Genomic DNA, 18,236 nt, shown 5'->3' with positions numbered 1-18,236 from the left:
CCTCATCCGCGCTGCTGGGGTGGCCGAGCGCGAAACAGGATCTTGATGCCAGCAGCCGCCATTCGCGACTGCCGGTTTCAGGGCGGCTTCCGTTCGACCTGGCTCACGGCAACCACTCTCGCCTTGCGTTGTCGCGAGCATCTCCACCCGATCAGGATCTGCTCTCGCTTTTCCTGCCTTGGGACACTTGGCGGGGGCTTCCGGTTTGCCCGGCTTCGCCGGATGACCCTAGGCCGCATTCGCGCCTCGGCACGAGTGAGGAACGCGTGCCGCCGGCATGATGCCACGTCAACCGACAGGCCGGCCGGGGTCAGCCGCCTGGCGCGCGGTGGATGGGGTCCACCCAGAGCACGGTTTCCGGCTTCTCCACCGGCTCGATGTCGATGTTGATGGCGACCGCCTCGTTGTCGCTGCGCACCAGCACGCATTCCAGCGTCTCGTCGGCGGAGGCGTTGATCTCCTGGTGCGGCACGTAGGGCGGCACGTAGATGAAGTCGCCGGGGCCGGCCTCGGCGACGAATTCGAGCCTTTCGCCCCAGCGCATGCGGGCCTTGCCCCGCACCACGTAGATCACGCTTTCCAGATGGCCGTGATGGTGCGCGCCGGTCTTGGCATCGGGGTGGATGTGCACCGTGCCCGCCCAGATCTTCTGCGCGCCGACGCGCGCCGCATTGATCGCGGCGGCGCGGTTCATGCCGGGCGTCTGCGCCGTGTTGGTGTCCAGGCTGTCGCCGGGAATGACGCGGACGCCGGTGTGCTTCCAGCCATCCTCGGGGATGGAGGGATGGTCGTGGCCGTCATGGGGCATGGCGCGGGTCCTCGGCAGGGGTGTCCTGCCCAGGGAAGGAGGCCTTTCCGCGCGCCACCGCAAGCGGGCCGCGAAAATAGCGATGCGCTGCTCCGGCGCGGCGCGCGCGGAGCAGGCCGTGCTGTTGCGCTGCCCGCGGCGGGGAGGACTTTCCCGCCCGTCAGGCGATGCTCGGCCCGGCGAGCCAGAGCCGCGTGCGGTGGCAGGCCCAGAGCAGCGCCGCCTGGCCGGTGAACCAGATCGCCACCGGCGGCACCCTTTCGTGCAGCACGATGATGCCGAGCACGCCGGTCACGCTCAGCACGAAGGCGAGATGGACGGCGTTGTCGAAGGCGCGCAGCGCGGCCTGGCGCATCGGTGCCGGCAGGGTGAGGACCGGCGTGACCACGGCGACGCCGACGAGCATCGCGACCAGCGCCAGCAGCAGCGCGAATCCGCCGCTGCAGCCGACCAGCGCGACGAGCTTGGCCAGTTCCGGCCCCAGCCCGCTTCCCGGCAGCGCGAGGCGGAGCGGCAGCAGCAGCGCCGCGAGGCCGATGCAGGCCGCGACCGCCGCGCGCGCCGGGTCATCCTCGGGCCGCGGGCGGCCGCCGGCCGGGCGCGGCAGCAGCGGCCAGGGGTCGAAGGCGGGGGTCGGACGGGCCATGGGCGGGTTCCGGTCGCGGGGTCATGCCTGCGCCACCTTCATCCGCCCATGGTTTCGGCCCTGCTAACGCCGCCGGATCAATCCTGGCGCGGCAGGAGCCGCTCCGCCAGCGCCGCCCACCAGGAGGCGCCGACCGGCAGGATCTCGTCGTTGAAGTCGTATTTCGGATGGTGGACGTTGGCGTCCTGCTCCGAGCGCCCGCCGCCGAGCATCAGGTAGGCGCCGTCCTTGGCGTTGAGCATGAAGGAGAAATCCTCCCCGCCCATGGTCGGCTTGGGCATCGTGATGACGCGCGCCTCGCCCTGCACCGCGCGCGCGGCATCGGCGGCGAGGTGCACGCTCGTCACCTCGTTGATCGTGGCGGGGTAGAGGCGGATGAACTTCGCCTCCGCCGTGGCGCCGAAGGCCGCGGCGATGCCGGTGACGGTCTCGAGGAAGCGCTTCTCCAGCAGGTCGCCGACCTCCTTGGCGAACCACCGCGCGGTGCCGAGCATCTGCACCGTCTGCGGGATCACGTTGTAGGTGTGGCCGCCGGTGATGTGGCCGATGGTGATGACGCCGGCATCGACCGGTTCGACGTTGCGCGCGACGATGGATTGCAGCGCCTGCACGATGGCGGCGGCGATCACGATCGGGTCGTTGCCGTTGTGCGGCATGGCGCCGTGCGCGCCCTTGCCGGTGATGGTGACTTCCAGGTTGGCGACGGCGGCCATCACCGGGCCTTCCCGCCAGGCGAAGGTGCCGGCCGGCAGGGCGGGCCAGTTGTGCAGTCCGAAGACGCGCTCCATCGGGAAGCGCTCGAACAGGCCCTCCTTCACCATCACCTCGCCGCCGCCGAAATTCTCCTCGGCGGGCTGGAAGATGACGTAGACGGTGCCGTCGAAGTTGCGCGTCTCCGCGAGGTACTTCGCCGCGCCGAGCAGCATGGTGGTGTGCCCGTCATGGCCGCAGGCGTGCATCTTGCCGGGCGTCTTGGACGCGTGCGGCAGGCCGGTGTCCTCGAGGATCGGCAGCGCGTCCATGTCCGCGCGCAGCCCGATGGCGCGGCCGGAGGCGGCGTTGTTGCCACGGATCACGCCGACCACGCCGGTCCTCGCGATGCCGGTCACCACCTCGTCGCAGCCGAATTCGCGCAGCTTCTCGGCGACGATGCGGGAGGTGCGGACCTCCTCGAAGGCGAGCTCGGGGTGTTCGTGGAAGTCCCGCCGCCAGGCGGTCATCTCGGCGTGGAAATCGGCGATGCGGTTGTTGACAGGCATGAGGCGGCTCCGGGGCGTGTCAGAGGCTGGTGGAGAATGCCGGCACCGGCCCGCATCCCCACGAGGCATCCGGCGATCGTCGTCCGGAAGGGGCGCCAAATGGGGGTGCGGGCCGGTGCCGCATCGGGAATGCGTCGTTCGGCGCAGTCCCGGAAGATCCTTCAGGCCGAGGTTTGGTCCCGCCGGAAGGTGAGGGCAAGACCCTGATCGAGCGGAATCGGCTCGACCCCCAGGATCCGGCGCATGGGGCCGATGTCGAAGGCCTTGTCCTCGGTCAGCCGGCGGATCTCGTCGCCGCCGATGCGCGGCAGGCCCGGAATGATGCGCGCCAGCGGCGCCAGCAGGCGCAGCGGCAGGGCCGGGATGGGCAGGATCGGCGGGGCGCGCAGCCCGGCCGCCGCCGCGACGGCGCGCAGGAAGTCGCGGTAGGCGAGCGGGGAAGGCCCGGCGATGACGATCGTCTCCGGCTTCGTCCAGCCGTGCCGGATCGCGGCGATCAGGCAGCGCGTCACGTCGTCCTGGTGGATCGGCTGGACCAGCGCGCGGCCGCCGCCCGGCAGCGGCGCGACGGGCAGCTTCGCCAGCAGGGCGGCGAGGCGCTGGACGTTGTCCTCGCCCTGCGCCCCGTAGATCATCGTCGGGTGCAGCATGACCCCGGGGCGGCCGGCGGCCAGGAAGGCGGCCTCGCCCGCCCGCACGCCGTCGCCATGGGCATCGGGCCATTGCGAGAAGCGGCGGGTGGAGCCCATCAGCACCCAGGATGCGGCGGGCTCCGCGGCGGCGAGCAGGGCCGGCGCCCAGCGGGCATGCACCGTGCTGACCACGCGATCCGCTCCGGCCAGGGCGCGGCGCAGGGCCGCGGCGTCGCGCAGGTCGGCCACCCGCGGCTCGCCCGCCAGGCCGAGCGCCGTCCATTTCGCGGCGCTGCGGACCACCGGGACGAAGGGCATGCCATGCGCCGCCAGCGCCCGCGCCAGCGCGGCGCCGGAGCGCCCGCTGGCGCCGACCAGCGCGATCAAGGTGCTGCGCGCAGGAAGGCGAGGTCGGCGCCGAGCGGCGCCTGCGTCACCTGCTCATGCACCAGGCGGTCCCAGCCGCGTGCCGGCGCCGGCGCCGGCGTCCAGGCGGCGCGGCGCTTCGCCAGCACCGCCTCGTCCACCAGCAGGTCCAGGCTGCGGTTCTTCACCGACAGCCGGATGCGGTCGCCGGTCTCCACCAGCGCGAGCGGGCCGCCGACCGAGGCTTCCGGCGCGATGTGCAGGACGATGGTGCCGAAGGCGGTGCCGGACATGCGGCAGTCGCTCATGCGCACCATGTCCTTCACGCCCTGGCGCGCGAGCTTCTTCGGGATGGGCAGGTAGCCCGCCTCCGGCATGCCCGCCGGGCTGCGCGGACCGGCGTTCTTCAGCACCAGGATGTCCTGCGGCGTGACGTCGAGATCCGGGTCGTCGATGCGGTCCGACAGGTCCTTCAGCCCGTCGAAGACCAGGCAGCGCGCCTCGGTCTCGAAGAGCGAGGGCGTCGCCGCGCTGCGCTTGAGGATCGCGCCGTCCGGCGCCAGCGAGCCGAACAGCGCCACCAGCCCGCCGACCGGCGAGACCGGCTCGCCGCGCGCGCGGATGATGCGACGGTCGACGAAATGCTTGCCGTCGCCGATGCGGTCGGCAAGCGAGACGCCGTCGAGGTCCTTCGCCGTCAGGTCGAGCAGGTCGCGCAATTCCCACAGCAGGGCGCGCATGCCGCCGGCACTGTGGAAGTCCTCCATGTAGCCTTCGCCGGTGGGCTTGAGGTCCACCAGCACCGGCGTGGTCTCGGACAGCGCATCGAGCCGCTTCAGGTCGAGCGCCAGCCCCGCGCGCCCGGCGATGGCCGCGAGGTGGACGATGGCATTGGTCGACCCGCCGAGCGCCAGCAGCACGCGCACCGCATTGTCGAGATTGCCCTGCGTCATCAGCGAGAGCGGCGCGACCGGGTTGCGGATCAGCCGCACCGCCTGCGCGCCGGCTTCCTCGGCGATGCGCAGCCGGTCGGCATGCACCGCAGGCGCCGAGGCCGCATCGAGCGGCATGAAGCCGAGCGTCGCGGCGAGACAGGCCATGGTGGAGGCCGTGCCCATCACGCCGCAGGTGCCCGCGGTGGTGGCGAGCTTGCCCTCCAGCGTGCTGATCTTCTCGTCCGAGACCTCGCCGGCGCGGTAGCGCGCCCAGTAGCGGCGGCAATCGGTGCAGGCGGACAGGCGCTCGCCCTCGAAGGCCTGCGCCAGCATCGGGCCGACCACCAGCATCACCGACGGCGTGCCCGAGCTGATCGCGCCCATGAGCTGCGCCGGCACCGTCTTGTCGCAGCCGCCCACCAGCACCGCCGCATCCATCGGCTGGTTCGCCAGCATCGTCTCGGTGTCGAGCGCCATCAGGTTGCGGTAGTGCATGGAACACGGCGAGAGCGAGGGCTCGCAGATGCTGATGGTCGGGAAGGCGAGGGGCAGCCCGCCGGCGGCGAGCACGCCGCGCTTCACCGCCTCGATCAGTTCCGGGACCGTGCGGTGGCAGTTGTTGTAGTCGCTCGCGGTGTCGGCGATGCCGACCACCGGCTTGTCGAGCATCGCCTGCGAATAGCCCATGGACTTGGCGAAGGAGCGCCGCAGATACAGCGCGAAGGCGGGGTCGCCGTAGTTCGAGGCGTTGCGGCCGAGGCCGTGGGGCTTGTCGGTCATGGGCGTCCTTTGTCCCGCCGCCGCGGCCCCCGGCCCTCAGGCGGGGCGGTGGCAGACGCAGCAGATCTTGTTGCCGTCAGGGTCGCGCACATAAGCACCGTAGTAGTCGGGGTGGTAGTGCGGGCGCAGGCCGGGCTTGCCCTCATCCGTCCCTCCCCCGGCCAGGGCGGCGGCGTGGAAGCGGTCCACCGTGGCGCGGTCGGGGGCCTCGAAGGCGATGGTCACGCCGTTGCCGACGGTGGCCGGCCTGCGGTCGAGCGGGGTGGTGACCCAGAACTGCGGCGTCGTCTCGGGCTTCGCCGCGTAGCCGGCATAGCCGCGATCCAGGTCCGACTCCTGCCGCTGCAGGCCGAGATCCGCCAGCAGGGGGTCGTAGAAGGCGACGGCGCGGCGGATGTCGTTCGTGCCGAGGGTGACATGGCTGTACATCGGGAGCGGCCTCCTCCGCCGCGCCGGCAGGCTAGCGCGGCGGCGTTGATCCGGGTTGCGGATCGGCGGGTGGCGCTATTCCGGCTGGATGCCGGCGCGGCGCATCAGCTCGCGGTTCTGGTCGAGCTCCCGCCGGATGCGCGCGATCAGCGCCTCGGGGCCCGGTTCCGCGGCGGCGAAGCCGAGACGGGCGAAGGTCTCGGCCGCGGCCGGCGTGCCGAAGGCCTCCTTCGCCAGGTCGTTGACGCGGTCGAGGATGGGCTTCGGCGTGCCCGCCGGCGCCTGCAGGCTGAACCAGCCGCCGACGACGAAATCCCTCTGTCCGAGTTCCGTCATGGTCGGCACGTCCGGCAGGGCCGGGGTCCGCGCGGCCGAGACCATGCCGAGCGCGCGCAGCCGGCCGCTTTCCACATGCGGCTTGGCCGGGGCGAAGGTGGAGATCATCACGTCCGTCCGCCCGGCGATGGTTTCGGTCAGCGCCGGCGGCGTGCCGTTGAAGGGGACGTGCAGCAGCTCCGTGCCCGTCCGCTGCATCAGGTCGACCATGCCGAGATGGGAGGTGCTGCCGACGCCCCAGGTGGCGTAGGTGAGCTGCCCCGGGCGGCGCCGCGCCTCGGCGAGGACATGATCGAGGCTCTCCCACCGCGGATGGGCCACCATGACGAAGAGCGTCTCGGCGATCTGGGTGATGTGGGCGAAGTCGCCCACCGGGTCGTAGCCGAGGTTGCGCAGCGCATAGGGCGCCATGGTGAAGGTCACGATGGTGCCCATCAGCAGGGTCGCGCCGTCCGGTCGCGCGCGGGCGACGTGGCGGGCGGCGAGCGTGGTGGAGGCTCCCGGCTTGTGGTCCATGATGAAGGTCGCGCCGGTCCGCTCGGCGAAGCCCTGGGTGATGATCCGCCCGAGCACGTCCGGCGAGCCACCCGCCGCATAGGGGATGACCAGGCTGGTGGTCTGGCCCTGCGGCCAGTTGCCCTGGGCGCGGACGAGGCGCGGCGCGGCGAGAAGCCCGGTGGCGGCGAAGAAGGCGCGGCGGTCGAGACGGGTCATGGCGTTTCCCCAAGCAATGCTGTTGCGCCTTCGGGCGCGCTTGGGACCAGCCTCGCAGGCGCCCGGACGGAGGGGAAGAGGGCCGATCGGGAATGACGGTATCATGATACCGCAACCGCAAATCCCGCTTCCGGCTTGACTTTCCGGCCCCCGACCGCGATAAGCCGCGCCACTGAACACGCCTGACACTTGGAAAACCGATGCTCACGAGACAGACCACCTCGCTGAAGCCGGCGGAGGTGAAGAAGGGCTGGGTGCTGATCGATGCGGACGGGCTCGTGCTCGGCCGCCTCGCGACGCTCGTGGCCAATCGCCTTCGCGGCAAGCACAAGCCGCAGTTCACCCCGCATGTCGATTGCGGCGACCACGTCGTCATCATCAATGCCCGCAAGATCCGCGTCACCGGCGCGAAGGCGGAGCAGAAGGTGTTCTACTGGCACACCGGCTACCCGGGCGGCATCAAGCAGCGCACCGTGCGCGAGCGGCTTGAGAGCAAGTACCCGGAGCGGGTGATCGAGAAGGCGGTGGAGCGCATGATCACGCGCGGCCCGCTGGGTCGCCAGCAGATGCGCAACCTGCACGTCTATGCGGGCGCCGAGCATCCGCATGCCGGCCAGCAGCCGCAGGCGCTCGACGTCGCGGCGCTGAACCGCAAGAACTCCGTGCTCGTGAAGAAGGTGGCCTGAGGCGATGAGCGAGACCCGTACCCTCGCGGACCTCAAGGAACTCGTCGCCGGCACGCCGGCGGCGCCCGAGGCCGCCCCGAAGCGCGAACCGAAGCGCGATGCCTTCGGCCGCGCCTATGCCACCGGCCGCCGCAAGGACGCCGTGGCCCGCGTGTGGGTGAAGCCCGGCAAGGGCCAGATCCTGATCAACGACAAGCCGGCGGCGCGCTATTTCGCCCGTCCCGTGCTTCGCATGCTGATCACGCAGCCCTTCCTGGTGGCCGACCGCTACCAGCAGTTCGACGTGTTCTGCTCGGTGAATGGCGGCGGGCTTTCGGGCCAGGCCGGCGCGGTCCGCCACGGCATCTCCCGCGCGCTCTGCAACTTCGAACCCGAGCTGCGCGCCATCCTGAAGAAGGCCGGCTTCCTGACCCGCGACCCCCGCGTCGTGGAGCGCAAGAAGTACGGCAAGGCGAAGGCGCGACGTTCCTTCCAGTTCAGCAAGCGCTGACGCCAGCGGATCGGCGTCCGGCGCCGGTCCGTTCTACGCAGGACTGTCATGCAGGAGGGGTGGATCCGCGAGGGTCCGCCCCTCTTGCATTTCGGGCCGCAATTCGCGGCAAATGGCCAGACAACGGAGGTCCATCCCATGGCCAAGACCCCCACGGTGTTCATCGACGGCGAGGCCGGCACGACCGGCCTGCAGATCCGCGAGCGTCTGGCGGCGAACCCGCATGTCGCGCTGCGATCGATCGCCGCCGACCGCCGCAAGGACCCCGGGGCGCGGCGCGAGCTGATGGAGGAGGTGGATCTCGTCATCCTCTGCCTGCCGGACGACGCGGCGAAGGAAAGCGCGGAGCTCGCCGCCTCGCTGGGGGCCAGGGCGCCGAAGCTGCTCGATGCCTCCACGGCGCACCGCGTCGATCCCGACTGGGTCTATGGCCTGGCGGAGCTGACGCCCGACCAGCCGGCGGCGATCGCGGCGGCGCAGCGCGTGTCCAATCCGGGCTGCTACCCGACGGGCGCGATCCTGATGCTGCGCCCGCTGGTCGAGGCCGGGATCATGGCCGCCGACCATCCGGTCACGGTCAATGCGGTCTCCGGCTACACCGGCGGCGGCAAGTCCATGGTCGCCGCCTATGAGGCCCGCACCGCGCCGGATTTCGAGATGTACGGCCTCGGCCTGCATCACAAGCACCTGCCGGAACTCCAGGCCTATTCGCTGCTGACGCGCCGGCCGATCTTCGTGCCGGCGGTGGCGGACTACGCGCAGGGCATGCTGGACGCGATCCCGCTGCATCTCGACACGCTGCAGCGCAAGGTCAGCCCGGCGGAGATCGAGACGCTGCTGCGCGAGCGCTACGCGGGCAGCGAATACGTCCGCGTCGTGCCGGCCGAGGGCAACGGCAAGATCGAGCCGCAGGCGCTGAACGGCACCAATGCGCTCGAGATCCGCGTCTATGGCGATGCGGCGCTCGGCCAGGCGGTGCTGGTGGCGCGCTTCGACAACCTCGGCAAGGGCGCGTCCGGCGCGGCGGTGCAGAACCTCGGGCTGATGCTCGGCATTCCGGTGAATGCCGACCTGCCGATCGCGGCGCCGCGCGCCGCCGAGTGACCAACCGGGCGGGGCGGCCTTCCGCTGCCCCGCCCGTCGGCGCATCCTGCACCCGAACGACCGGGAGGAACCCGCCATGGACACCAACCAGACCCTGACCGCGCCGCCGCTCTATGTCTTCGAAGGGCACCGGCCGGTCGTGCATCCCTCGGCCTTCGTGGCGCCGACCGCGGCCGTGATCGGCCAGGTGACGATCGGGGAGGGGTCGAACATCTGGTATCATTGCGTCCTGCGCGGCGACACCAACACCATCACCATCGGCCGCGGCAGCAACATCCAGGACGGCACCATCATCCACGTGAATGCCGGCCGCCAGTGCACCACGATCGGCGACGACGTGACGGTCGGCCACGCCGCCATCATCCACGCCTGCACGCTGATGAACCGCGCCTTCGTCGGCATGGGCGCGACCGTGCTGGACGAGGCGGTGATCGAGGAAGGCGGCGTGCTCGCCGCCGGCTCCGTGCTGCCGCCGGGCAAGAAGATCGGCGCGTTGGAGCTCTGGATGGGCAACCCCGCCAAGCTGGTGCGGGTGCTGACGCCGGAACATCGCGCCGGCTTCGACCGCACGGCGCCGCACTACGTGGAACTGTCCGGGCGGCACCGCCGTTCCCTCGGTGGCTGATCCCGGTCAGCCTTTCTGCTGACGGGCATCAGACCCGCGGCATGAGGCCCTGACTCACGCCGAGGCCGCGAAAGCGGCCCGCCGGCAGTCGCGCGAAGCCAGGCGAACCGGAGGTTCGCGCCCGGCGACCGAGGGCACGAAAAAGGCGGATGCCACCGGCCGCGAGTAGCGGCCGGCGGTACGATACGGGCGGCGCGGGTCTTTGACTCGTGCCGAGGCCGCGAATGCGGCCCGCCGGCAGTCCGGCGAAGCCCAGCAAACCGGAGGTTTGCGCCCGGCGTCCGAGGGCACGGAAAAGCTCATGCCACCGGCCGCGAATAGCGGCCGGCGGCATGAGCCTCAGCGGCGGATGCCGCGCCGCCTTTCGGCCAGCACCACACGGTCGCCGACGGCATAGAGCAGGCAGGGGCCTTCGCGGTTGGCGCGCTCGTTCGCCTCGGTGCAGGCGCGCAGCGCGGCCTCCTGCGCCTCCTCGTCGCTGGCGGCGCCGGTGCGCCAGTAGAGCCGGCCGGTGCCGTGGATCGCCATCGCCTTGTGCTCCCGCCCCGCGGCGTAGCGCAGCAGGTCGGAGTCCGGCCCGCGCCGCGAGGCCGGCTGGCCCGGCACCTGCGCGGGGTCGAAGGCCCCGGCATGGGCGAGGCGCGGCATGGGTTCCGGCCGGCGCCCGGGCGTCAGCTCCTCGTCCAGGCCGACCAGTTGGCACGGCGAACCGTAGAAGAGCTGGCAGCGTTCGAGCACCATTTCCGCCACGTCGCTGCCTTCCGCCGCGGCGGTCACGCGGAAGCTGCGGCGCCGGGCGGGATTGATGGCAATGGCCTTGGCCGGCCCGCGTTCCGAGAGGTAGGCGGCGGCGATCCGGCGCGCGGTATCCAGCGGCAGTTGCGTCGCGAGCGCGGCGGCGAGCGTGTCCTCCGTCAGCACGATGCCCTGCGGGGAGGTCGGCGCGGCCATGGCGCGCAGCCGGTTGCGCGCCAGGTCGACGAAGGCGCCCTGCGGATAGCGGGCGAGGTAGGCTTCGAGGTCGCGCCGGTCGGCGCTGCCGCGCACGCTCTCCCAGAAGACCTGCTCCACGCCGATGGCCGGCGGGCCGCCCGAGAAATAGAAGCTGCCCTCCAGTGCCGAATGCTCCCAGGGCACCTGCTGGCCGCCGGTCGCCTCCCGCACGTCGCGGCGCACCTCGGCGAGCATCTGCCGCAACTCGAGCCCCGGCGTGCCGATGCGGCGGAGCAGGGCGGCGGTGAAGGGACTGTTGCGCCCGCTGCCGTCGGCGGCGACGGTGCCGGGCGCGGTGGAGAAGGCGACCAGCGTGCCCACCGCCGCATGCACCCGGCCGAGGCCCATCCCCGTCGCGCCGCTGCGCGTCCCGGCCGCGAGCCGCAGGCGGAAGGGATTGTCCCGGCAGGCATCGAGCAGCACGATCGACAGCCGCGCGATGCCGTCGAGCTGCTCGGTGACGATGTCCATGTCGAGCGCCTCGAAGCGCAGGTCGCGCTCGCTGCCGATATTCGCGCCGACCGGCAGCAGCCAGTTGCGCCCGCCGGCTTCCAGCGCATGGCCGGCGTAGAAGAAGATGGCCGCCTCCGCCCCGCGCGCCGCCTGGCCGAGCCGTCGCACCGCCTGTTCCAATTGCGCACGGTCGGGGTCGGTCACGAGATCCGTGCGGAAGCCGAGCCGCGTGAGCGCCGCCGCCACGTCCTCCGCATCGTTGGGCGGGTTGGCGAGGGGCGGGACATGCCGGTAGCCGCCGACGCCGATGACGAGTGCCACGCGCTCCGCCGCCGCGGGCGCGGTGGCGGACAGCATGGCGGCAACGAGCAGGAGGACCAGGCGTCGCATCGGTGCGTGTCCGGATCCTGAAGGCCGTGGCAGCCTGCCATGGGCGGGCCGCCCCGGGGAAGCGCGGTCGCGCACGCGGGGGGCTGACGCGGCCTCGCGCCGATCCCATAGTCGCGCCCGTCTCCGGGAGAGGAACGCCCATGACCGAGACGATATCCCGCCTGTTGGCGGGTGGTGCCGCCGGCGCCGCCGCGATCCGCGGCACCAACGACCGGCCGGCGATGAGCTTCGGCGCCTTGCGCGAGTTGTGCGGGCGGACGGTCGCCACGCTCAACCGGCTCGGCATCGGGCGCGGGGACCGTGTGGCGATCGTGCTGCCCAACGGCCCGGAGATGGCCGCCGCCTTCCTGGCGGTCGGCGCGGGGGCCACCACCGCGCCGCTCAACCCGGCCTACCGCGCGGAGGAATTCACCTTCTACCTGACCGACCTCGAGGCCCGGGCGCTGGTCATCCTGCACGGCATGGCGAGCGATGCGCGGGAGGTGGCGGCGCGGCTCTCCATCCCGGTGCTCGACCTGGTGCCGGGCGTGGCGGCCGGCGACTTCACGCTGGAAGGTGGGGCCCCCGGCAATGCGGCGAAGCCCGGCCTGGCCTGGCCCGAGGACGCTGCGCTGGTGCTGCACACCTCCGGCACCACGGCACGGCCCAAGATCGTGCCGCTGACCCAGGCGAACATCTGCGCCTCGGCGCGCAACATCGCGCGCACGCTGGAACTCGGGCCGGACGATGCCTGCCTCAACATCATGCCGCTGTTCCACATCCACGGGCTGATGGCCGCGGTGCTGGCCTCGGTGGGCGCGGGCGGGGCGGTGGTCTGCACGCCGGGATTCGACGCGCTGCGCTTCTTCCGCTGGCTGGACGAGGAACGGCCATCCTGGGTGACGGCGGTGCCGACCATGCACCAGGCGATCCTCGCCCGCGCCGAGCGCAATGCCGACATCATCCGGCGCGCGCGGCTGCGCTTCCTGCGGTCATCCTCGGCGTCCCTGCCCGGGCCGGTGATGCGGCAACTGGAGGAGGTCTTCTCCGCCCCGCTGGTCGAGAGCTACGGCATGACCGAGGCCGCCCACCAGATGTGCTCCAACCCGCTGGCGGGGCCGCGCAAGCCGGGCTCGGTCGGACAGCCGGCGGGGCCGGAGGTCGCCATCATGGACGAGGACGGCGCGCTGCTGCCGCCGGGCGCGATCGGCGAGGTCGTCATCCGCGGCCCCAACGTCACCGCCGGCTACGAGGCGAACCCCGAGGCCAACGCCAAGGCCTTCACGAATGGCTGGTTCCGCACCGGCGACCAGGGCGCCTTCGACGCCGACGGCTTCCTCACCCTGACCGGCCGGCTCAAGGAGCTGATCAACCGCGGTGGGGAGAAGGTCAGCCCGCTGGAGGTGGACGGCGTGCTCTCCGGCCACCCGGCGGTGGCGCAGGCGCTGACCTTCGCCATCCCGCACGTCAAGCTCGGCGAGGAGGTCGGCGCGGCGGTGGTGCTGCGCGACGGCATGGGTTGCACCGAACGCGAACTGCGCGAATTCGCCGCCCGCCACCTTGCCGACTTCAAGGTGCCGCGGAGGGTGGTCTTCCTGGAGGAGATCCCGAAGGGCGCGACGGGCAAGCTGATGCGCATCGGGCTCGCCGAGAAGCTGGGGCTGACGGCATGACGATGCCGAGTGTCGTGCCCGCGAAGTTCGCCGGATCGCCAGCGAGCGAAGCGGAGGAGCAGGCCACTGCAAGCCATGGCCAGCGGCGTGGGAGCGACGTCCGCCGGACTTCGGAATCAGGACGCCGGTGGAGCGCAGCGGCGCGCGGTGCGGGAAGCGGAATGTGAAGCGGATGACCGGAAGATGAGGATCTGCGTCTTCGGCGCCGGCGCCATAGGCGGTCTCATGGCGGCGAAGCTGGCGCTTCGCGGCGAGGCCGAGGTCACCGTCATCGCGCGCGGCCCCCACCTCGCCGCCATGCAGGCGGACGGGCTGCGCCTGGTCAGCGAGGGCCGGGAGATCGTCGCCCGCCCGCGCTGCGTCGCCAGCGCCGGGGAAGCCGGCCCGCAGGACTACGTCCTCGTCACGCTGAAGGCGCATTCGCTGCCCGGGGCAGCGGCGCAGATGCAGCCGCTGCTCGGGCCGGAGACGGCGGTGGTCAGCGCCGTCAACGGCGTGCCCTGGTGGTATTTCCACGGCATCGGCGGCGCGCATGAGGGCCGCATCGTCGAGAGCGTCGATCCCGGCGGCATCGTCTCCCGCCTGCTGCCGCCGTCGCGTGCGATCGGCTGCATCGTCTACCCGGCGGCGGAGGTGGTCGAGCCCGGTGTCATCGAGCACGGCTATGGCGACCGCTTCTCCCTCGGCGAGCCGGACGGCTCGCGCAGCCCGCGCGCGCAGCGGCTCTCCCAGGCGCTGATCGCCGCCGGCTTCAAGGCGCCGGTGCGGCCGCGCATCCGCGACGAGCTCTGGGTCAAGCTGTGGGGCAACATGGCCTTCAACCCGATCTCGGCGCTGACCACCGCGACGCTCGACGTGCTGGTCAACGACGACGGGCAGCGCGGCGTGGCGCGCGCGATGATGCTGGAAGGCCAGCGCGTGGCGGAGGCGCTCGGCGTGCGCTTCGCCATCGACGTGGACAGGCGCATCGCCGGCGCGGCGGAGGTCGGCGCGCACAGGACCTCGATGCTGCAGGACCTCGAACGCGGGCGGCCGATGGAGATCGAGGCGCTGCTCGGCGCCGTGGTGGAACTGGCGGAGCTGGTCGGGGAGGCAGCGCCGACCTGCCGGACCGTGCTCGCGCTGGTGCGCGCGCGGGCGCGGGCGGCGGGGTGCCTGCCATGAGCTTCGCGCGGCGCCGGGGCTGGGCCATGGCGGCCTTGCTGTCGCTCGCCGCCTGCGGCGGGTCCGTGGCGCCGCCGGTCGCGCTGCCGCCGGAGGCGACGGTCGGCTTCGCCGATCCGGCGCGGCAGGCGATCATCGTCACCGCCTACAGTTTCGGCCGGCCCTCCTCCCTGGCGGGACAGCCGGCGGAAGCCGCCAGGGTGATCGGGCAGGCGGAATTCCTCGCGGTGGAACTCGCCACCGGGCAGCGCTGGATCGGCTTCGCGCCGTACGTGGCGCAGGAATTCGCGGCGGCGCGGCGCGAATGGCGCGGGGTCATCGGCATTGCGCCCGAGGCGCCGCCGCAGGCGGTGATCGACGCGCTGTTCGCGACACGTGGCGCGCTGCTCGCCGGCGACCGGCGCGCGGCGATCGCGGCGCTGTCGCCGACGACCGTTCCCGGCGGAGGGGAGGGCGCGGTTCAGCGCCTCGCCGCCCTGCCGCCGCTGCCGCTCGCCGCGCGCGCGGCGTCGGACGCCGAGTCCGAGATGTGGCGCGAGTCGGTGCAGATCGACGTCGAGCCGTGAGGCGTTGCGGCATCCTCGCGGAAGGGCCAGATGCGGGCCGGGAGGAACCGGCCATGGTGAACTCTTCGGGCTTCGGTCGGCGGGCGGTGTCGCTGGCGCTATGCGGCCTGGCCGCGGGATGCACGGGGCTGCCGCAGCCGCCGGTGACGCGGCTGCCGGTGGACCCGACGCTCGGCTTCGCCGACCCGACGCGGCAGGCGATCATCCACGCGTCCTACGTGTTCCCGCAGCCGGCCTCGCTGCGCGGCAATCCGGTCGAGGCGGCGCAGGCGATCTCGGAGGCCGAGCATCTCGCCGTCGAGCTGCGCTACGGGCCACGCTGGGTCGAGATGTCGCCGCTGGTGCCGATGGCCTTCGCCCAGGCGCGGGAGGAATGGCGCGGCGCGCTGGGCATCGCCCCGGAGGCGGCACCGCAGGCGGTGATCGATGCCATGACGGCGGTGCGCCTCGCCCTCGCCGCGCAGAACCCGCCGGGCGCCGCGGCCGCCTTGCGGCCGCCGGTCGTCGCGCCGGGCGGGGCGGCCAGCCTGCAACGGCTGGCGGAACTGCCGCCTCTACCGAGGACCGCCTGGGCCTCGCAGATGGCAATGCAGGAGATGTGGCGTATCCAGAGGCAGGATTCGAGGAATCGGCCTTGGCTATGACATCTCGTCGCTTGCTTCTCCTCACGCCCCTGCTTGCCGCCGCCTGCGAGGAACTGCGCACGCCGGCCGCGCCGCCGCCCGCGGTGCTCGCCGGCGCGCCGCAGGCCGGTGCACCGCTGCGCGCGGCGGTGCAGGCGACGGCGGCTGCCTTCGCCCGAGAGGGTGCGGCGCTGGCCGGCCACCCGGCCGAGGCCGCGCTCGCCCTCGCGCGGCTCGAGGCGCTGGAGATGGAGGTCACCAACGGCCGCGCCTGGCCCTCGCTGTCGCCCTCCATCGGTTTCGCGATGCGCACGGCGCGGGACGAGAACCGTGCCGCGCTCGGGGCGGCGCGGAGCGCGGCGGGGGCGGATGTCGTACGGGCGCTCTCCGCCACGGCGGCGCGCCTGCGGGCGGGGGACCGTGCGGGGGCGGAGGCGGCGCTCGCGGCGCCGATCTTCGAGCCCGGAGGGGCGCCGACGCTTGATCGTCTCGGCGATCTCGGCCCGCTGCCGGCCGCGGAGCAGGCCATGGCGGCGCTGGCGCGGGAGGTGCGGCGGCTCGATCTCGACCGCGGCTGGGCCGGGGCGGGGAACTGGTGGCAGGCCGGCGCGCCCGGCGCGATCACCGACGGGCTCGGCGCGGGCTACTGATACCGGCGAGCCTTGCCGGCTGCCTCGTGGGCGAGGCTCGGCCGTGCGTTGCGCGGGGCCGGCGGGGCGGCCGACCGCGAGGCCAGGACTCCGAGCCCGGGCCAGCCGAAGGGCTGGGCTGTGCGGGAGAGCATTCGTAGGAGAGCGTGGCCTTCGCGGGAGAGCGTCGCCTTCGCGATGCGGTCTTCGCGCCTGTCCTGCGTGTGGCACGCCCTGCGCCATGCCCGGTCACCTCCTGCCAGCGGCATGAGTTCCTGACCCGTGCCGAGGCCGCGACCGGGGATCCGGAATGCGGCCCGCCGGCAGTCCGGCGAAGCCAGGCAAGCCGAAGGTTTGCGCCCGGCGTCCGAGGGCGGAAAAGCCGGATCCCGGCGGTCGCGAACAGCCGCGCTTGGTATCGGGTGAGGGCATGACGCGCCCGGCTGCCGGTCGCGAGCCTCGCCTCCGGGTCGGATCGGCAGCGGCACCGCCCGGCGGAGATCCGGCGGCGAGGCGCCGGGTCTGCGCGGCGATCGCCTGCCTTCCCGGCAGAGAGGGCGGATCGCGCCAGGCTGCCCGTCAGGACCCGCCGACCGGAGCGGTCGCCCCGTGAGCCGGCGCGGATGCGGAATGCTCCGGTCCGGCGCGTTGCGGGGCGGTGCCGGCCTTCAGCGCAGCACGATCTCGACGCGGCGGTTCTGCGGTTCGCGGGCCCCGTCGGCTGTGGGGACCAGCGGCTGCGTCTCGCCGAGCGCGGTGACGAAGATCTCCTCCCGCGCCACGCCCTGGCGGACGAGTTCGGCCGCGACGGTTTCCGCCCGGCGGCGCGACAGCGCCTGGTTGTACTGCACGGTGCCGGAGCGGTCGGCATGCCCGGCGACCTCGATCCGCGTGCTGCGCTGCGTGCGGGCGTGCTGCACCGCCTCGCCGATGATCTGGCGCGCGCGGTCGGTAAGATCGGCGCGGTTCCAGTCGAAGAAGACGAGGAAGGTCCGCTGCGCCTGTGGAGCGGCGGCCGGCGCCGGCGCGGGGGCGACGGACGGCCGCGCGAAGGAGTAGCGCAGGCCGAGCATCAGCGAGTGGTTGAAGTTGTCCGGTTCCACCGTTCCGGTCGCGACCGCGGCGCCAGTCGTCGGATTGTCGAAGCGTGCCCGCAATTGCGGCTGCAGCGTGCCGAGGAAGCGGTACTCGGCGGTGACCGAGAGGCCCGGCGCGAAATTGAGCGGGAAGGCGAGGCCGGCGATGCCCTGGTAGGCGAAGCGGCCGTCGCTGTCGTCGACCGTCATGCGCAGGGTGCCGTTGTGCCCGATGCCCCGCACGCCCGACCAGTCGGTCACGATGTAGCCGGCGCCGAGGCCGACATAGGGCACGACCGGGCCGATCACGCCGAGGTCGAGCAGCAGGTTGCCCATGACGCCCCAGCTTTCCTGGCGGCCGCCGGGCTCGCCCGCACTCGCCCAGCCGGCGAGACCGGAGGCGCTGTTCAGGTCGTTGCTGCGCCAGGAGCCCTCGATCTCGGCGCGCAGCCCGTTGCCGAAGCCCCAGCCGAGGCTCAGCACGCCGGCGAATCCGGTGGTGAAGCCGACCGAGCTGGAGCCGCCATAGCCGGCCTGCCCGAGTCCGAGTCGGGTCGTCTGGTCGAGGTTGAGGTCGGTGTTGGGCACCAGGTTCACGCCGGCACCGCCGGCGATGTAGGGGCCTTCCGGGAATTGCGCGGCCGCCGGCCGCGGATCTGCGGCAAAGGGGGCGGCAGCGAGGAGGATCGCGCAGGGAAGGCGACGGCAGCGGATGGCAGGCGGCATTGAAGTCTGAGCTTATCACATGCGGGCGAAAGGAGTGTGGCCGAGCGACCAGGGCACCGCAACGCAGAAAGGGGCGCCTTTCGGCGCCCCTTCCCGTGTGGACCTTGCGCGGAAGCGCAGGATCAGCGGAGGACGATTTCCACGCGCCGGTTCT

General features: G+C 72.6%; 18 protein-coding genes. 9 read left to right on the top strand and 9 right to left on the bottom strand.

Annotation, left to right across the window (positions count from 1 at the left end):
* Positions 1–310 precede the first annotated feature (310 nt).
* The 7 genes from GXW74_RS17680 to GXW74_RS17650 form a co-directional block, all read right to left on the bottom strand.
* Positions 311–808 carry a cupin domain-containing protein gene (locus GXW74_RS17680; RefSeq protein ID WP_211847860.1) on the bottom strand — a complete coding sequence of 166 codons (498 nt, stop codon included), beginning with the start codon at positions 806–808 and terminating at the stop codon, positions 311–313.
* A 160-nt stretch (positions 809–968) separates the two neighbouring features.
* Entirely contained in the window at positions 969–1,454 is a 486-nt protein-coding gene (locus tag GXW74_RS17675; RefSeq protein ID WP_211847859.1) for a hypothetical protein, read from the bottom strand.
* 77 nt (positions 1,455–1,531) lie between these two features.
* Positions 1,532–2,713 carry a M20 aminoacylase family protein gene (locus tag GXW74_RS17670; protein WP_211847858.1) on the bottom strand — a complete coding sequence of 394 codons (1,182 nt, stop codon included), beginning with the start codon at positions 2,711–2,713 and terminating at the stop codon, positions 1,532–1,534.
* A 161-nt stretch (positions 2,714–2,874) separates the two neighbouring features.
* A complete protein-coding gene (locus GXW74_RS17665) occupies positions 2,875–3,732 on the bottom strand; it encodes an SDR family oxidoreductase (RefSeq protein WP_211847857.1) in 858 nt (285 codons plus the stop codon).
* Positions 3,729–5,426, bottom strand: a complete 1,698-nt coding sequence (locus tag GXW74_RS17660; protein ID WP_211847856.1) for a dihydroxy-acid dehydratase — start codon at positions 5,424–5,426, stop codon at positions 3,729–3,731. The genes GXW74_RS17665 and GXW74_RS17660 overlap by 4 nt, the downstream gene beginning before the upstream one ends.
* A gap of 36 nt (positions 5,427–5,462) precedes the next feature.
* Positions 5,463–5,855: a VOC family protein gene (locus GXW74_RS17655; RefSeq protein WP_211847855.1), complete on the bottom strand. Its 393-nt coding sequence runs from the start codon at positions 5,853–5,855 to the stop codon at positions 5,463–5,465.
* Positions 5,856–5,930: 75 nt separating this feature from the next.
* A complete protein-coding gene (locus tag GXW74_RS17650; protein WP_211847854.1) occupies positions 5,931–6,905 on the bottom strand; it encodes a Bug family tripartite tricarboxylate transporter substrate binding protein in 975 nt (324 codons plus the stop codon).
* Between the two features lie 200 nt (positions 6,906–7,105).
* Between GXW74_RS17650 and rplM the strand changes: the two genes are divergently transcribed.
* From rplM to GXW74_RS17630, 4 genes are all read left to right on the top strand, one after another.
* Entirely contained in the window at positions 7,106–7,591 is a 486-nt protein-coding gene (gene rplM, locus GXW74_RS17645; protein ID WP_211847853.1) for a 50S ribosomal protein L13, read from the top strand.
* A 4-nt stretch (positions 7,592–7,595) separates the two neighbouring features.
* Complete coding sequence (rpsI, locus tag GXW74_RS17640) at positions 7,596–8,081, top strand: 30S ribosomal protein S9 (RefSeq protein ID WP_211847852.1); 486 nt, start codon at positions 7,596–7,598, stop codon at positions 8,079–8,081.
* 138 nt (positions 8,082–8,219) lie between these two features.
* A complete protein-coding gene (gene argC, locus GXW74_RS17635) occupies positions 8,220–9,185 on the top strand; it encodes an N-acetyl-gamma-glutamyl-phosphate reductase (RefSeq protein ID WP_211847851.1) in 966 nt (321 codons plus the stop codon).
* A gap of 76 nt (positions 9,186–9,261) precedes the next feature.
* Complete coding sequence (locus GXW74_RS17630) at positions 9,262–9,810, top strand: gamma carbonic anhydrase family protein (RefSeq protein WP_211847850.1); 549 nt, start codon at positions 9,262–9,264, stop codon at positions 9,808–9,810.
* Positions 9,811–10,149: 339 nt separating this feature from the next.
* Here the strand turns inward: GXW74_RS17630 and GXW74_RS17625 are convergent, their stop codons facing one another.
* Positions 10,150–11,646 (bottom strand): caspase family protein, encoded by a 1,497-nt coding sequence (locus GXW74_RS17625; protein WP_211847849.1) that lies wholly within the window; start codon positions 11,644–11,646, stop codon positions 10,150–10,152.
* A gap of 140 nt (positions 11,647–11,786) precedes the next feature.
* Between GXW74_RS17625 and GXW74_RS17620 the strand changes: the two genes are divergently transcribed.
* From GXW74_RS17620 to GXW74_RS17600, 5 genes are all read left to right on the top strand, one after another.
* The gene (locus GXW74_RS17620) at positions 11,787–13,298 is read left to right on the top strand and encodes an acyl--CoA ligase (protein WP_211847848.1); all 1,512 of its coding nucleotides are present in this window, start codon (positions 11,787–11,789) and stop codon (positions 13,296–13,298) included.
* A 183-nt stretch (positions 13,299–13,481) separates the two neighbouring features.
* Positions 13,482–14,462 carry a 2-dehydropantoate 2-reductase gene (locus GXW74_RS17615; RefSeq protein ID WP_211847847.1) on the top strand — a complete coding sequence of 327 codons (981 nt, stop codon included), beginning with the start codon at positions 13,482–13,484 and terminating at the stop codon, positions 14,460–14,462.
* Complete coding sequence (locus GXW74_RS17610) at positions 14,459–15,028, top strand: hypothetical protein (RefSeq protein WP_211847846.1); 570 nt, start codon at positions 14,459–14,461, stop codon at positions 15,026–15,028. The genes GXW74_RS17615 and GXW74_RS17610 overlap by 4 nt, the downstream gene beginning before the upstream one ends.
* Positions 15,029–15,081: 53 nt before the next feature.
* Positions 15,082–15,672 carry a hypothetical protein gene (locus tag GXW74_RS17605; protein ID WP_211847845.1) on the top strand — a complete coding sequence of 197 codons (591 nt, stop codon included), beginning with the start codon at positions 15,082–15,084 and terminating at the stop codon, positions 15,670–15,672.
* Complete coding sequence (locus GXW74_RS17600; RefSeq protein ID WP_211847844.1) at positions 15,669–16,301, top strand: hypothetical protein; 633 nt, start codon at positions 15,669–15,671, stop codon at positions 16,299–16,301. Before GXW74_RS17605 ends, GXW74_RS17600 begins: the two co-directional genes overlap by 4 nt.
* A gap of 647 nt (positions 16,302–16,948) precedes the next feature.
* On the opposite strand, the gene GXW74_RS17595 is transcribed toward GXW74_RS17600, so the two are convergent.
* Complete coding sequence (locus GXW74_RS17595) at positions 16,949–18,082, bottom strand: OmpA family protein (protein WP_211847843.1); 1,134 nt, start codon at positions 18,080–18,082, stop codon at positions 16,949–16,951.
* Positions 18,083–18,236 lie beyond the last annotated feature (154 nt).

This window comes from Neoroseomonas eburnea (genome assembly GCF_018129005.1).
GTDB classification, from domain to species: Bacteria; Pseudomonadota; Alphaproteobacteria; order Acetobacterales; family Acetobacteraceae; genus Neoroseomonas; species Neoroseomonas eburnea.
The sequence above is the reverse complement of the archived record's forward strand: the minus strand, read 5'-3'. Positions and strand labels throughout refer to the sequence as shown.